This window comes from Kutzneria sp. NPDC052558 (assembly GCF_044547355.1).
Lineage (GTDB): Bacteria > Actinomycetota > Actinomycetes > Mycobacteriales > Pseudonocardiaceae > Kutzneria.
This window is the reverse complement of the sequence record NZ_JBIUAG010000015.1, coordinates 216,201-229,892: the sequence shown is the minus strand read 5'-3', so window position 1 is coordinate 229,892 and position 13,692 is coordinate 216,201. Positions and strand designations below refer to the sequence as shown.

General features: G+C 71.3%; 11 protein-coding genes. 5 read left to right on the top strand and 6 right to left on the bottom strand.

What is annotated here, in order from left to right; genetic code table 11:
- Window positions 1–226 precede the first annotated feature (226 nt).
- Window positions 227–946 carry a class I SAM-dependent methyltransferase gene (locus ACIG5F_RS26995; protein WP_396522046.1) on the bottom strand — a complete coding sequence of 240 codons (720 nt, stop codon included), beginning with the start codon at window positions 944–946 and terminating at the stop codon, window positions 227–229.
- A gap of 68 nt (window positions 947–1,014) precedes the next feature.
- On the opposite strand from ACIG5F_RS26995, the gene ACIG5F_RS26990 reads away from it, so the two are divergent.
- From ACIG5F_RS26990 to ACIG5F_RS26975, 4 genes are all read left to right on the top strand, one after another.
- Window positions 1,015–1,965, top strand: a complete 951-nt coding sequence (locus tag ACIG5F_RS26990; protein ID WP_396522045.1) for a ParA family protein — start codon at window positions 1,015–1,017, stop codon at window positions 1,963–1,965.
- Window positions 1,965–2,762, top strand: coding sequence for an Fpg/Nei family DNA glycosylase (locus tag ACIG5F_RS26985; RefSeq protein WP_396522043.1), 798 nt, complete (start codon window positions 1,965–1,967; stop codon window positions 2,760–2,762). The genes ACIG5F_RS26990 and ACIG5F_RS26985 overlap by 1 nt, the downstream gene beginning before the upstream one ends.
- A 100-nt stretch (window positions 2,763–2,862) precedes the next feature.
- Window positions 2,863–3,243 carry a hypothetical protein gene (locus tag ACIG5F_RS26980; RefSeq protein WP_396522041.1) on the top strand — a complete coding sequence of 127 codons (381 nt, stop codon included), beginning with the start codon at window positions 2,863–2,865 and terminating at the stop codon, window positions 3,241–3,243.
- Window positions 3,244–3,266: 23 nt separating this feature from the next.
- A complete protein-coding gene (locus tag ACIG5F_RS26975) occupies window positions 3,267–4,922 on the top strand; it encodes a hypothetical protein (RefSeq protein ID WP_396522039.1) in 1,656 nt (551 codons plus the stop codon).
- On the opposite strand, the gene ACIG5F_RS26970 is transcribed toward ACIG5F_RS26975, so the two are convergent.
- Complete coding sequence (locus ACIG5F_RS26970; RefSeq protein WP_396522037.1) at window positions 4,915–6,843, bottom strand: tetratricopeptide repeat protein; 1,929 nt, start codon at window positions 6,841–6,843, stop codon at window positions 4,915–4,917. The genes ACIG5F_RS26975 and ACIG5F_RS26970 overlap by 8 nt on opposite strands.
- 89 nt (window positions 6,844–6,932) lie before the next feature.
- Between ACIG5F_RS26970 and ACIG5F_RS26965 the strand changes: the two genes are divergently transcribed.
- Window positions 6,933–7,952: a quinone-dependent dihydroorotate dehydrogenase gene (locus ACIG5F_RS26965; protein WP_396522035.1), complete on the top strand. Its 1,020-nt coding sequence runs from the start codon at window positions 6,933–6,935 to the stop codon at window positions 7,950–7,952.
- Between the two features lie 160 nt (window positions 7,953–8,112).
- Here ACIG5F_RS26965 and ACIG5F_RS26960 read toward each other — a convergent pair whose 3' ends face one another.
- The 4 genes from ACIG5F_RS26960 to ACIG5F_RS26945 form a co-directional block, all read right to left on the bottom strand.
- The gene (locus tag ACIG5F_RS26960; protein ID WP_396522034.1) at window positions 8,113–10,104 is read right to left on the bottom strand and encodes a protease pro-enzyme activation domain-containing protein; all 1,992 of its coding nucleotides are present in this window, start codon (window positions 10,102–10,104) and stop codon (window positions 8,113–8,115) included.
- 175 nt (window positions 10,105–10,279) lie between these two features.
- Complete coding sequence (locus ACIG5F_RS26955; RefSeq protein ID WP_396522032.1) at window positions 10,280–11,539, bottom strand: uracil-xanthine permease family protein; 1,260 nt, start codon at window positions 11,537–11,539, stop codon at window positions 10,280–10,282.
- A gap of 394 nt (window positions 11,540–11,933) precedes the next feature.
- Complete coding sequence (locus tag ACIG5F_RS26950) at window positions 11,934–12,746, bottom strand: hypothetical protein (RefSeq protein ID WP_396522030.1); 813 nt, start codon at window positions 12,744–12,746, stop codon at window positions 11,934–11,936.
- Between the two features lie 24 nt (window positions 12,747–12,770).
- Window positions 12,771–13,598, bottom strand: a complete 828-nt coding sequence (locus ACIG5F_RS26945; RefSeq protein ID WP_396522028.1) for a PspA/IM30 family protein — start codon at window positions 13,596–13,598, stop codon at window positions 12,771–12,773.
- Between the last annotated feature and the right edge of the window lie 94 nt (window positions 13,599–13,692).

Here is a 13,692-nt window from a genome sequence, read left to right as displayed (position 1 = left end):
ATAAGCTTCTTGCGTATCGAGGCAGGCGGAGCCTGCCCGATAGCGCCTTGATACGCCATCGCCCAGAGGTCTCCACACAAAATCCACCCGGAGCCCCCAACCAACCGCCCCACCCCATCCCCAACCACACAACAACCCCCACCCCTCACCGCAAACCCCACCCTCCGGCAACCGCGCGGCGCAGGCACCAGAACCACGACCGCATCAACCCACCGGCGAGGGTGAGTCAGGGCCTACGGGCGAGGGCGTGCAGGCGGGAGGCGATGTCGCGGAGCGGGGGCTGGGTGGCGGCGGCGACCTCGAGCTGGGCGAGGGCCTCGGCGGCGCCGGGGTTGCCCTCGAGGACGGCGCCGGGCACAAGATCCGCGACGACGCCGTAGCCCTGGAGGAGCTCGACGTCGAGGCCGGCGGAGCTGAGGGCGGCGCTGAGGCGGTCCACATCGAACCGGCGCTGGAGGGGGTCGCCGGGCAGCTGGCCGTCGGGGTCGTCGAGCAGTTGGCGGGCGTCGACGAGCCGGCCGGCGAGGACCCGGTTGATCAGGGCGGCGTAGCGGTTGGCCACGAGGATGGAGACGGCCCCGCCGGGGGTGGCGGCGCCGGCGAGGTGGGAGAGGGCGGCGGGGAGGTCGTCGACGACCTCCAGGACACCGTGCCCGAGCACGAGGTCGGCCCCGCCGGCGGGCACGAGGTCAGCGAGCGCGTCGGTGTCGCCCTGGACGGCGGTGACGAGGTCGGCGACACCGGCCTCGACGGCCCGGCGCTGGAGGGTGGCCAGGGCATTGGGACTGGGGTCGACCACCGTCACCAGGCAGCCGGCGGCGGCCAGGGGCACCGCCCACACGCCGGAGCCGCCGCCCACGTCCAGCACGCGGGGCGGCTCGGCGTGCCGGCGGCGGACCGCGGCCAGCTCGGTGTCGAGCGCCAGGCGGACGGCATCGGGTCGCATGGGCCCGAGTCTATGGGTGTGCCGGTGTCGTGATCTGCGCGGCTTGTCGGAGACCGTAGGCTGCCCGTGTGCATACGGTTGCGGTGTTGAGCCTCAAGGGCGGTGTCGGCAAGACCACGGTTGCCCTGGGCCTGGCCTCGGCGGCGCTGCGCCGGGGCGTGCGCACCCTGGTGGTGGACCTGGACCCGCAGTGCAACTCGACAGCGACACTGGAACCGGCCGAGACCGAGGCCACCCTGTTCCACGTGCTGCAGAAGCCGACACCGGAGATCGTCCGGGCGGCGATCGCCCCCAGCGGCTGGGGTGAGGGCGTGGACGTGCTGGTCGGCGCGGAGGAGGTGGAGGGCCTCAACCATCCCGACCCCGGCACGAACAAGCTCAGCCGGCTGGAGAAGGCGCTGTCCACCGTGCACGACATGCTGGAGGAGGACGAGCAGCCCTACCAGCTGGTGCTGCTGGACTGCCCGCCCTCCCTGGGCCAGCTGACCCGCTCGGCGCTGGTGGCGGCGGACCGGGCGCTGCTGGTCACGGAGCCGACGATGTTCGCGGTCTCGGGTGTGCAGCGGGCGTTCGAGGCGGTGCAGGCGGAACGGGAGGAGCACAACCCGGACCTGCAACCGCTGGGCGTGGTGGTCAATCGGGTACGCCCCCGCTCGCACGAGCACCAGTTCCGCATCGACGAGCTGCGGGACATTTTCGGCCCGCTGGTGATGCCGGTGGCGCTGCCGGACCGGCTGGCCGTGCAGCAGGCGCAGGGCGCGTGCATGCCCATCCACATGTGGAACACGCCGGGTGCCCGCGAAGTGGCGTTGGCGTTCAATCTGCTGCTGGCGCGGGTGTTGCGGTCCAGCCGGCGGCGTACCCGGTCGGTGTTCGCGCAGGCCGAGGAACAGGCCCCGGAGGTCGAGGAGACCGAGATCGAGGAGACCGAAGTCGAGGAGGCCGTGGAGGAAACGCCGGCCGCGCCCGACGCCGGTCCGGTCGGCCGGCCGCAGTTCATGGAACCGCACCTGCCCTGATGCCCGAGGGCGACACGGTTTTCCTCACGGCTCACCGGCTGAACGACGCGTTGGCCGGAAAGGCGTTGACGCGCGGGGAGATTCGCCACCCCGCACTGTCCACAGTGGACCTTGCCGGCCGGGAGGTGGCCGAGGTCGGCTCGGTGGGCAAACACATCTTCACGCGCCTCGCCGACGGCCTCAGCCTGCACAGCCACCTGCGCATGGACGGCAGCTGGCACCTGTACCGCCCCGACGAGCGCTGGCGCCGGCCGTCCCACCAGGTCCGAGCCGTTCTGTCCACTTCGGACCGTAGCGCGGTCGGTTTTCTCCTGCACGACCTGGAGTTGCTGCCGACCGCCGAGGAGTCCCGGCTCGTGGGCCACCTCGGACCGGACCTGCTGCACCCGTCCTGGAACGCGGAGATGGCGGCCGAGGCCGTGCGACGGCTGGCCGCCGAGCCGTCCCGGCAGATCGGGCTGGCGCTGCTCGATCAACGGGTGATGGCCGGGGTGGGAAATCTCTACAAGGCCGAGGTCTGCTTCCTGCTCGGCGTCTCTCCCTGGTCGCCGGTGTCGGCGACCGATCCGGTTCGCGCGGTCGAGCTGAGCCACAAGTTGTTGCTACGCAACGCATGGCGCCCGGAGCAGTCCACCACCGGCGAGCTGGCCCGCGGCCGCCAGCACTGGGTGTACGAGCGGCAGGGCAAGCGATGCCTGCGCTGCGGCCAGGCGGTCGTGCGGGCGATGCAGGGCAGCGGGGTGCAGCAGCGGCCCACCTGGTACTGCCCGCGCTGCCAACCCGGCCCGACCGCGTGACTGCTCCGCCCGGATGGCGAGCAGCACCACACCGAACTTCGCCGCCCCGGGTCCGCCGGCTTTGCTACCGTGGGGCGATTGCCGTGAGGAGGCGTGAGGCATGGATCCGATCCTGATCGCGATCGCCGGCGCGTTGGCCAAGGAGGCCGTGCCCGCCGGCGCGAAGTACCTCGGCCAACTCGTGCAGCGGGTCAAGGAGAAGTTCGCCCAGACCCCGGGCACCGGCGTCGTGCTGGCCACGGCGCAGCGGGATCCCGAAGACCCGAAGATGATCGAGATGCTGGCCGGGGTGCTGGACGAGACCGAGCAGGCCGATCCGGCCTTCGGCGCGGAGCTGCGCACGCTGTGGGAGACGGCGAAGACGGAGATCACGGTCATCCACACCGGCGATGTCATCACCAACAACTTCAGCGGCCGGGCCGACGGCTTTTTCATCCAGGCCGGCAAGATCAGCGGCGGCGTCGACAAGCACGACCACTGACCACAGTGGTCGAACCACCCTGGGTGCGGGTTCCCGTCGGCCCGCACGCGCCGACCTGGCGCACCGTGGCCGCCCAGCGCCAGGTGCTGGCGGTCGTGCACAACGTCACGGCGCTGACGCGGCTGCTGGACGTGCTCGCGGTGTTCGAGGCCGATCCGCGGGTGCAGGTGGTGTTCACCTGGACCAGGTCCTCGCCGTTCATCGACGGCGTGCCCGAGGCGATCACGGCCGTGGGCGGCGTTTTTGTGCCCTGGGAACAGGCCGTGCAGCTGCCCTTCGATCTGGCCATATCGGCCAGCCAGGGCGGTGACCTGCACGAACTGCTGGCCCCACTGGTCATTGTCGGCCACGGAATGGGGTACAATAAATACTCGCCTCGAAAAGCGAAAAGCGAAAAGCGAAAAGCGAAAAGCGATTCGCGGTCGGCGGCGGCCGGACCGGACCGCGGAGCCGAGAGCTGGCCGCGGGCCTCGTTCGGGCTGGGCGCGGAGCAGTTGCTGCGGGACGGGGAGCCGATCGCCGAGGCCTTCGTGCTCACCCACGACGAGCAGCTGACCCGACTCGCCCGGTCCTGCCGGCCGGCGGTGGAGAACGCCGTGGTGGCCGGGGATCCCTGCTTCGACCGGCTGCTGGCCAGCCGGCCGTGGCGGGCGGCATACCGGGCGGCCCTCGGCATCGGTGACAGCAACGTCGGTGACGGCGCCATCGGCGACGGCCGGCGGCTGGTGGTGGTCAGCTCGACCTGGGGCGACAGCTCGCTGTTCGGGGCCCGGCCGGAGCTGTTCTCCCGGGTGGTCGCGGAGCTCCCGGTGGACTCGCACCGCGTGGTCGCCGTGCTGCACCCGAACATCTGGCACGGCCACGGCGCCTGGCAGGTCCGCAGCTGGCTGGCCGAGGCCATGCGGTCGGGCCTGATGGTGGTGCCGCCGATGGACGGCTGGCGGGCGGCCCTGGTCGCCGCCGACTGCGTGATCGGCGATCACGGCTCGACCACCTTCTACGGGGCCGCGCTGGGGATTCCGGTGCTGCTGGGCCAGTTTCCGGAGGGCGCCGTCGACCCGTCCTCCCCGGTCGGGCAGCTCGGGGCGGTCGCCCCGGCGCTGGCCGACGACATTCCGGTGGCGGCGCAGGTCGACGCGGCGATCCGGCGGCCGGTGGACTTCGGCGCGGTGACCGAGCTGACGACGTCCCACCCCGGCAAGGCACTGTTGCGGTTGAGGGCCGCCTGCTACGGCATTCTCGGGCTCGACGAGCCGACGCGCGAGCCCGCGGTGCTGGCCGTGCCCTCGCCGACCCCGGTCGAGCCCTATCCGAAGGATGGCGCGCTGGTCGTTCAGGCCGTCGTCGAGGGTCATGCCGTGCACGTCACCCGGTTGCCAGCGGCCGTCACGCTCGGCACCAAGTGGGAGCCGGCCGACTCGCACCTGGTCGCATTTGAGTCCTCTGTGGACACTCGTTGGGTCAACATGGCCGATGTGGTCATCGGTTCCGGCCGGCACCCGGGCGCGCGGGTGGTCGCCCGTGTCGACGGGAACGACTGCGTGGCCCACGTTCGCGACGCCGGCACGATCCGGCTGACCGGCCCGGATCCGACGGTGCTGGCCTCGGCCGCGCATGCCTGGCATCTCGCCGGCCGACCTCTGTCGGAGCTGCCCTCGGCGCGGGTGACCGTCAGCTGAGGTCGTCGACCCGTTGCCGGGCAACGGGTTCGCGCGGATGCTCCAACACGTGCAGGATGGCGTGGGCCTTGCGGGCCTGCTCCAACGCCGCGACCCGGTCGCCCGCCCGCTCGTACGCCTGGCTGAGCAGGCCGCGCACGACCGCTTCCTGGAACATGCGGCGCATCTCCACCATCACCGGCAGCGCCCGCCCGAGCTCGGCGGCGGCCTTGGCCGGCTCGCCGGCGCGCAGGAACGTCTCGCCGATGCTGGTCAGGACCCGGGCCTCGTTGTAACGGTCGCCGTTGTCCTGCATATGCTTGAGCGCCTCGCCGAGGCCGGCGAACGCCTCGTCGTAGCGGCCCAGCGCGGACAGGAAACGGGCCCGGTGGTGGCCGAGCAACGCGCGCTGCTGCGCTTGGCTGGCAAGGGGAATCGCCCGCTCGACACAGTCCAGCGCCGCCGCGTGCTCGCCAAGACCGTAGTGCGCCAACGCCAGGGACTCCAGGTCGGTGGCCAGGCCCTGGTGGTGATCGGCCGGCTCCACCGCGACCGCCGCGGCGAACTCCTCTTTGGCGGCGGCGAAATCGTCCAGCTCGTAGTGGCGGAACCCCAGCTGGCACCGCATCCGCGCCTCGGCCCGCGCATCGCCGCGCCGATGGGCCGCGCGGATCGCGACCTCGTTGACGGTCTTCCAGTCGGTGTAGAGCTTGCGGCCGAAGTGCAGGCCCCACAACGCTTCCGCCAGCGCCAGCACCGCGTCGTCCATTTCGGACTCGTACGCCGCGGTCGCCACCTGCACGAAGTTGGCCCGATCCGGCTCCAACAGGTCCATCGCCTGGGCCTCGTCACCCTCGAAGGCCGGCACGTCCCGATACCGCGGGCTCAGCCGCCACCGCCGCGCCGAGATCACTTTGTCCGCGGCGATCGCCCGATCCACGTACCACCACACCATGGCCTGAAGCGCCGCCAACTGCTCGGCCGCGCTGTCGGTGCGGTGCAGCTGCTGCAACGCGTGCCCATGGGCGAGCGAGTTGAAGGAGTAGCGGCCGCCGTGCGCGGCCCGCAGCAGGCCGGCGTCCTCCAGGGTGCCGAGCAGATCCTCGCCGTCGGGGTCCAGGGCCTCGGCCAGTTCCCCGGCGAAATCGGCGCCGGGATGCATGGCCAGCAGCCGGTACAGGCGCGCCGCCGCGGGCGGCAGACTCTGGTACGACACTTCGTAGATCGCCCTGCCTTCCCTGGCCAACAGCTTGATCACGGCACTGCTATCAGACAGTTTGCGCTCCGCCTGCTGTTCCGTCAGCCGCTTGTCGGCGATCACCCGACTGAGCACCCGCAACGCCTCCGGCAACCGGCCGCAGACCGCGATCAGCCGCTTGTTGCGCACACCCAGCAACGTGTAGGCGTCCTCGTCCTCGAACTCGCCCAGCGGCACGGACGGCAGCCCCAGCCCGCTCAGCGGCCGGTGGCTGGTGATCACGACCCGGCTCCGGCCGCCGGGCAGCAGCACCTCCGCCTGGGCCTCGGTCAGGGCGTCGTCCAGGAGCAGGGCCACCGGGTTGGCCTCGGTGAACGTGCGGAACAGCCCCACCTTGCCGGTCAGCGTGCGGGGGAGGTTGGATCCCTTGATGCCCAACAGGATCAGCAGATCCTCCAACACCAGCTCCGGATCGGTGGCGCCGAGCGTGGCGTGCAGCAGCCGGCCCTCCGCGCGATAGAGCAGCCGCCGGCCCAGCCAGGTCTTGCCCACGCCCGGCTCGCCGTGCAGCACGATTCCGGGGGCGTCGCCGTACAGCTGCACCTCGTCGGTCCGGTCGACCAGATCCGGCGCGGTGAACATGCGGGGGATCGGCCACTGCTCGCCCGTGTTCAGGTAGAGGTCGCGGCACTGGACCAGGTATTCGGCGCTGCCGCTGAACTCGTTGTGCACTCCCCCATTCACGACGATCTAGGCTACTCCCGGCGTCGGCTGCGTCACACCACCGGTGGTCGCCGTCCGTGCGCGGCCCGTGACCAGGCACGATAGGGGCCGTGGTGTACAAGCAGCTGGTCCGCAGAACGTTGTTCCGGTTCGGTGGGGGCGACCCCGAGGTGGCCCACGAACGCACGATGGGCGTGCTGCGGCGGGTCGCCGGGATGCCACCGGTGCTGTCGGCGCTGCGCGCCCGGTACGGCGTGGTCGCGCCGCGCACCGTGTTCGGCGTGCACTTCCCCAACCCGGTCGGGCTGGCCGCCGGCATGGACAAGGACGGCGTCGCCCTGCCGGCGTGGCCGGCCCTCGGGTTCGGCTTCGTCGAGGTCGGCACGGTCACCCGGCACGCCCAGCCCGGCAACGACCGGCCGCGCCTGTTCCGGCTGCCCGACAGCGAGGCCGTGATCAACCGGATGGGCTTCAACAACCGGGGGGCGCAAGCGCTTGCCGACCGGCTGGCCCGGCTCGGGCCGCTGAGTGTGCCGCTGGGCATCAGCCTGGGCAAGTCCAAGGTCACGCCGGTGGAGCGGGCCGTCGAGGACTACCGGCACTCGATGCGGGTGCTCGGCCCGCACGGCGACTACTTCGCCGTGAACATCAGCTCCCCCAACACCCCCGGCCTGCGGTCGCTCCAGGACCGGGCCGCGCTCAACGAGCTGCTGGCCGGCGTGCAGGAGGAGAACGCCGGCAACCGGCCGCTGCTGGTCAAGATCGCCCCCGACCTGACCGACAGCGCCATCGGCGAGCTGCTGGAGGTCTGCGGCGAGCACGAGATCAGCGGCGTCATCGCCACCAACACCACCCTGAGCCGTGACGGCCTCAAGGCCGCCGACCAGGCCAAGGCCGCCCAGGCCGGCGGCCTGTCCGGACGTCCACTGGCCGCGCGGGCGCTGGAGGTGGTTCGGCTGGTGCACAAGGAAACCGGCGGCCGGCTGCCGGTCATCGGCGTCGGCGGCATCTTCGACCCGGACTCGGCCCAGCGCATGATCGACGCCGGCGCCGACCTCGTGCAGGTCTACACCGGCTTCATCTACGAGGGCCCCGGCCTCATCCGCCGCATCAACCGCTCCCTGCGCTGACCCCCTCGACGCTTGGAAGGGGGCTTTCCTGCACTCGGAGTGGAGGAAAGCCCCCTTCCAAGCGACAGGGGCTTGGCGTGTTGACGGGTGGGCGGGAGACGCGTGTGGCGCCTGCCCCGGGAGAGCCGGGCAGGCGCCACACGGGCTTGGCGCTACTGGATCAGATCAGGCCCAGGAAGAGCAGGCCGTTGGGCGTGCCCAGACCGGTGACGTTGTCGTAGCCACGGGTGGTCTGGATGGTCTGGTCCGGGTGGTTGAACGAGCGGACCGTGCGGTTGAAGCCGTTGCTGTCGTCGATGCCGTTGACGTAGTCGACACGGACCTCACCGGCGCCGGTGACCGGCTTGACGTCGCTCACCGCGGGGGTGTGCGACAGGGCCTTGTACAGCCACGGGTTGATGAACCCGTGCCGGCCGCCGAGCTGGTCGGCGACGGCCATCAGGCCGGCCAGCAGCGGGGAGGCGAGGCTGGTGCCGCCGATGCGGTACTCGCTGTACTTCACCGTGCCGTCGGGGAAGGTCTGGTGCAGGCCGATCAGCATGCCGGTGGTCGGGTCGGCGTCCATGGAGATGTCCGGCACGACACGGCCGCGGTTGTTGCCGGTCTGGTTCTGCTTGGCCAGCGCGTCCGGCACGACGCCCTTCTGGTAGTTCGGCTCCGGGAACAGCACCGAGGTGCCGCCGCCCGCGCCGTACAGCCACGCGCCCGGAGCGGCCGGGCTCCACGCGCCGGCGGTGAGCGTGGACTTGCCGGTGGACCAGCCGGTCTCCAGGTTCTTGCGGCCGTCCTTGCCGATGCCCAGGCTGGTGCCGCCGACGGCGGTCACCCACGGGCTGGAGGCGGAGAAGTCCGCGGCCGGGGCCGGCAGGCGGTGGCTCTCGTCGCCGTTGTCACCGGAGGAGAAGTACACGCCGATGCCCTCGGCCGCCGCCTGGATGGCGATGGACTCGAACGCCTGCACCTCGTCGGCCGGGATGTCCTCGCCGGTGTTGCCATACGAGTTGGAGACGATCTGGGCCAGGTTCTTGGACACGATCGTGTTCAGCGCCTTGTCCAGGCCCTCGTCGGAGCAGTCCGCGCCGCCAACGTAGAGGATCTTCGCGGCCGGGGCCATGGCGTGCACGGCCTCGACGTCCAGGCTCTGCTCGCCGTACCAGCCGGAGGCGTCGCACTGGTCGGGGTCCTCGGAGCCCGGCGTGGGCGGGAAGACGATCTGGCTGTACTGGCTCTTGGTCAGCGGGTGCGACGGGTCGTGGCGCTTGGCGTACTCGGCCGCGTCCTCGTACAGCGTCGGCGAGGCGAAGGCGTCCACGATCGCCACGGTCACGCCGCGCCCGTCGAAGCCGGCGCGGGCGGCCAGGTCGAGCTGGCTGGCCGAACGCAGCTGGGACGGGGTGTAGCCGCAGACCGCGTACGGCAGCTGCTTGCCGGCGTAGGCCGGGTCGGTGGTGTCGACCTTCTGGCCGAAGTAGTCCGAGCACGGGCCGGCGTTGACGAAGGCGGCCGGCGGCGGGGCCACCGCCGGGGACGTCGTCTTGGGCTGCGCCACCGCGTCGGGCGTGGCGTCGCCGGCCGCGCCGACGCTGGCCGGCTTGAGCAGGGAGACGGCCTGGTCGATGTTGATCACACCGGAGACGTACGGCGCGACGCTGGCCGGGACCGACAGGTTGCGGTCCTGGGAGCGCAGGGTCTGGCCCTTCACCCGGTACTCGCCCAGGGTGACGCCGAACGCCTTCTGCACCTGGTCGACGGAGCCGGTGGCCTCGACGTAGGCGTTGTTGGCGGGCGCCTCACCGGCGGCGAAGCCGGCGGCGGTGAGCCAGTCGCGCACCGCGGTGACCGCGCCCGCGGTCGGCGCGAAGCGGGTGCGCACCTGGTCGGTGCTGAGGAACTTGCGGTACGACGGGCTGCTCGGGTCGGACACGGCGTTGGCCGCGGCCTCGAGGCCGGCCTGGTCGGCCAGCTTGAGGTACACCCGGAAGGTCAGCTTCTTCGCCGTGTCGACATTGCCGACCTTGGCGTTCGGACTGGCCCAGGTCGGGTGCGAGTCCGGAATGGCGGACTGGCCGGCCGCGGCGGCGGACGGCACGAGGCTGGCCATGCCAGCCCCGGTCATCGCCAGCGCGAGCAGCAGCGCAGGTGTTCTTCGCACGAAATCGGCCCCTTCTGAAGTCCCCGTGACAAACCAGTCACGGAGGTAGATTTCAGCCCCCGACCGAGAAAGGGTCCCGCAGCCCTCCCCTTCGGGTAGCAGGAAGGCTAACCCTGAGCAGAAGCTGAGGAAACAGGCAGATTTTCAATGTGATGCGGGTTTTTAACAGAACCGATCACACCCGGCGGCGGGCCGCGTGCAGCGTTCGGAGCAGGGGATGTCCTACCACGATCAGCAGTGAGCCCCAGGCGATCCCGCCCAGCGCCACGCCGCCGATCGACATCGTGAGGTTGCCGACGCCGGCCACCAGGGCGGCCCCCGCGATCATCAGATTGACCGGGTTGAGCAGGTCGACGCGATTGTCCACCCAGATCCGCACGCCGACCAACGCGATCAGTCCGTACAACAGCAACATCGCGCCGCCGAGAACTCCGGTGGGCATCGTGTTGAGCAGCGTGCCGAATTTCGGGCAGAAAGACAGCCCGATCGCGCACACGGCGGCCACCGCGTAGGCGGCGGTCGAGTAGACCTTGGTGGCGGTCATCACGCCGATGTTCTCGGCGTACGTCGTGGTGCCCGATCCGCCGCCGACGCCGGCCAGCGCGGTCGACAGGCCGTTGGCGATCAGCGCGTCGCCGACGTTGCCGTCGAGGTTGCGGCCGGTGACCGAGGCGACCGCCTTGACGTGGCCTACGTTCTCCGCGACCAGCACCACCACGACCGGCAGCACCGTGAGCACCACGTTGGGCCGCAGTTCCGGCGCGGTCAGCTGGGGGAAGCCGAACCAGGCGGCGTTGGCCAGGTCGTTGAGACGGTCCGAGTCGATGCCGCCGAACAGCGCCGCGGCCAGCCAGCCCGACAGCATGCCGACCAGCACCGAGGCCCGGGAGAGCAGGCCACGCCCGAGGATCCCGCAGAGCAGGATCACGGCCAGCGTGAACACCGCCAGCCCGGGCTGGGCCTCGAAGTTGCGGGTCGCCGTCGGGGCGAGGTTGAGGCCGATCAGCATCACCACCGCGCCGGTGACCACCGGCGGCATCAGCGACTCCAGCAGCCGCACGCCCAGCGCCTTGACCGCGATGCCGACGAACACCAGCAGCACGCCCACCGCGAGCACGCCGCCCAGCTGCGCCGGCAGGCCCTCCAGCCGGGAGGCGGTCAGCGGCGAGATGAAGGCGAAGGACGAGCCCAGGTAGCTGGGGATCCGGTTGCGGGTGACCAGCAGGAACAGCAGCGTGCCGAGGCCGGAGAACAGCAGCGTGGTGGCGACCGGGAAGCCCGTGCTGGCCGGGACCAGGACGGTGGCGCCGAACATGGCGGCGACGTGCTGGAGGCCGAACCCGACGGTCAGCGGCCAGCTCAGCCGCTCGTCGGGGGCCACCACCTCGCCGTCCGTCACGCGGCGGCCGTCGCCGTGCACGGTCCACAACGCCACGTCCGACCTCCCCGAAGGTCCGGCTGGCCCGCGAGGGCCCGGCTCCACTGGCTCGTCCGATCCTGCCACGCCGGGTAGCGGTCTCGGCTAGATAACAAAGTGATAATCACACGGATGCTCGAAGAATCTCCACCGACCCCCACGCTGCGCCGCCGAACTTGTCACCCAGAGTCACGGATCGCGAGAAAGTGGCGGCGACACGCCCGAACAGCGCAATGGTTCGCCCCTGGTCGGCGGAGAGGATTCGGGCAACCCGGACTGCCCGGCCCGGGTTCGCCGAGGCCGCCCCGCTGTCCCGCCCGGGCGATCAGCCCCTCCGACCCGGTGTCATGAAGGGCCCCTTACTGACGTTGAACGAGAGGAAAGGTCCCTTCACAACACCCAACAGGCCGGGTCAGGACAGGGAGTCGGGGCCGGCGAGTTCGCGCAGGGCCGAAGCGAGGCCGGAGAGGCGGTCGCTGGCGTCGAGCAGGGCGGCGTCGGGCGATGCGGCACTGCTGGCGATGACGGCCTGGCCGGCGGTGCCGATGAGGGCGACGTAGCCGTCGATGCCCTCGGTGAGGCGGCGCCGGAGTTCGGCGATGCCCTGGTCGAGGGGGCCGCACTGGGAAGGGGGCGCGATGGCTCGGGCCCGTTCCACCGCGGACAGCTGGGCGGCGACGGCGCGTAACGCGGTGGCGGCCTCGGTGGCGGACTCCTGGGCATGGGCCAGGGACTCGGCCGGCAACGGGGCCAGCCCGCCGGGACGCGGCGTGCCGAGCTGGACCAGCAGCTCGGCCAGGCTGGCCTCGGCCTCGGCCAGCCGGCGCATGGGCTCCCGGGCGGCGGACCCGGCCGGGGGCAGCCGGACCGGCGGCGGCAGGGCCGGGGGCAGCGGCTGGCGGTTCAGCGTGATCAGCTTCCGCACGGAGCCGGTGGTGCAGTAGGCGAACACCGCGGTCACGATCAACGCGGTGACGCCGGTGAAGCTCAGCAGCTGGGCGTGCTCGACGCCGATCCACAGCCCGCCGAGCGCGGTGCCTCCGCTCCACGCGGCGGTGGCGCGCCTGGCCCGGCGACGACGGCGCAGCAGCTTGGCGCGGGGGTCGCGCCAGCCGTGCACCTTGGTCCGGACGGTGTCGGCGACCGGACCGCGCAGTTGTTCGCTCACGGACTGGCCGAGCTTGATCAGCTCCCCCAGGTCACGCCTGCGCGGTCCGGCCGCCATCGTCCTACTCCCCCGTGATCAAGCTCAGGACTGCTTCTCCTGCGCCACCCGCTGCGCGATCTCGGCCTGGATGTTCGCGGCCGGGCTGGCCGCGGCCGGGGCGCCGCTGGTGACCTCGCCGGCCACCGAGCCGCCGCGCAGCGAGGCGCGGATCTGCTCCAGCCGGGCGTTGCCGGCCATCTCGGTGGTGGACGCCTGGACCTCGAGCATGCGGCCCTGCACCGAGTTGCTGGCCAGCTCGGCCGAGCCCAGCGCGGTGGAGTACCGCTTCTCGATCTTGTCCCGGACCTCGTCCAGCGAGGGCACGTTGCCGGGGGCGGCCAGCTCGCTCATCTGGTTGAGCGACTTGGACACCTGCTCCTGCATCTTGGCCTGCTCCAGCTGGCTGAGCAGCTTGGTGCGCTCGGCCAGCTTCTGCTGGAGCATCATCGAGTTGCGCTCGACGGCCGTCTTGGCCTGCGACGCGGCCTGCAGGGCCTGGTCGTGCAGGGTCTTGAGGTCCTCGATGTTCTGCTCGGCGGTCACCAGCTGGGTGGCGAACGACTGGGCGGCCTGCTCGAACTGGGTCGCCTTGGCCTCGTCGCCCTTGGCCCGGGACTCATCGGCCAGCACCAGCGACTGCCGGGCCGACGCCTGGAGCTTCTCCACCTCGCCCAGCTGCCGGTTCAGCTTCATCTCCAGCTGCCGCTGGTTGCCGATCACCGCGGCGGCCTGCTGGGACAGCGCCTGGTGCTGCTTCTGAGCCTCCTCGATGGCCTGTTGGATCTGCACCTTCGGATCGGCGTTCTCGTCAATCTTGGCGGAGAACGCCGCCATCAGGTACTTCCAAGCCTTCACGAAAGGGTTGGCCATCTCCTCCGCCTGCCTTCTGCTAACTCCTGGATGTGCGAGAACGCCGCGACCAGGCCAACGAGCCGGTGGCGGTGCGGGTTCCATCGTGTCAGGT

Bases quoted from the DNA above. Each gene is read 5' to 3' on its own strand.
- ACIG5F_RS26995 (WP_396522046.1), bottom strand. From the start codon at position 946: ATGCGACCCGATGCCGTCCGCCTGGCGCTCGACACCGAGCTGGCCGCG.
- ACIG5F_RS26980 (WP_396522041.1), top strand. From the start codon at position 2,863: ATGGATCCGATCCTGATCGCGATCGCCGGCGCGTTGGCCAAGGAGGCC.
- ACIG5F_RS26950 (WP_396522030.1), bottom strand. From the start codon at position 12,746: ATGGCGGCCGGACCGCGCAGGCGTGACCTGGGGGAGCTGATCAAGCTC.
- ACIG5F_RS26945 (WP_396522028.1), bottom strand. From the start codon at position 13,598: ATGGCCAACCCTTTCGTGAAGGCTTGGAAGTACCTGATGGCGGCGTTC.
- ACIG5F_RS26985 (WP_396522043.1), top strand. From the start codon at position 1,965: ATGCCCGAGGGCGACACGGTTTTCCTCACGGCTCACCGGCTGAACGAC.